Source organism: Limosilactobacillus agrestis (genome assembly GCF_014145585.1).
In the GTDB taxonomy this organism is placed as follows: Bacteria; Bacillota; Bacilli; order Lactobacillales; family Lactobacillaceae; genus Limosilactobacillus; species Limosilactobacillus agrestis.
Genome location: NZ_JACIVF010000001.1, coordinates 1 through 387, shown reverse-complemented (window position 1 = coordinate 387; position 387 = coordinate 1). Strand labels below are relative to the sequence as shown.

The following is a 387-nucleotide window of genomic DNA, read 5'->3' as shown; positions in this document are numbered from 1 at the left end:
TAATTCTGGGAAGCTTGTTGCACCATCTTCCATGTTTGAAGTCCAGTCAGTGTAAGTTACCTTACCAGTTGCTTCATTAGTGGTCTTAATTCTGTAGAATGCAAGAGTTTGAGTAACAGTTTGAGGTGCTTGACCTTCAATGTTTACTGTAATTGTTCTGGTTACTTCACGGTAAACATCTTTGTTGCCCTTATCATTACGTCCATCATCAGTATCCTTCTTAGCTTGTACTTGAACAGTAATGTCACCATTATCTTTACTATCTGCGTTAAATGGTACAGTGGTTGGAACTTCAGTTCCTGGTACTACTTCATAGCCAGTTGGTACTTGTAATGGAGTTTCTCCATTTCCGTTACCAATAGTTACGCTAGTTCCAGTCTTACCAGT

At 39.3% G+C, this 387-nt stretch carries 1 protein-coding gene; it reads right to left on the bottom strand.

Annotated elements, in window-relative coordinates:
* Nucleotides 1–387 (bottom strand): mucin-binding protein (locus H5R88_RS00005; protein ID WP_182599961.1); only part of this gene is annotated, 387 nt, incomplete at both ends.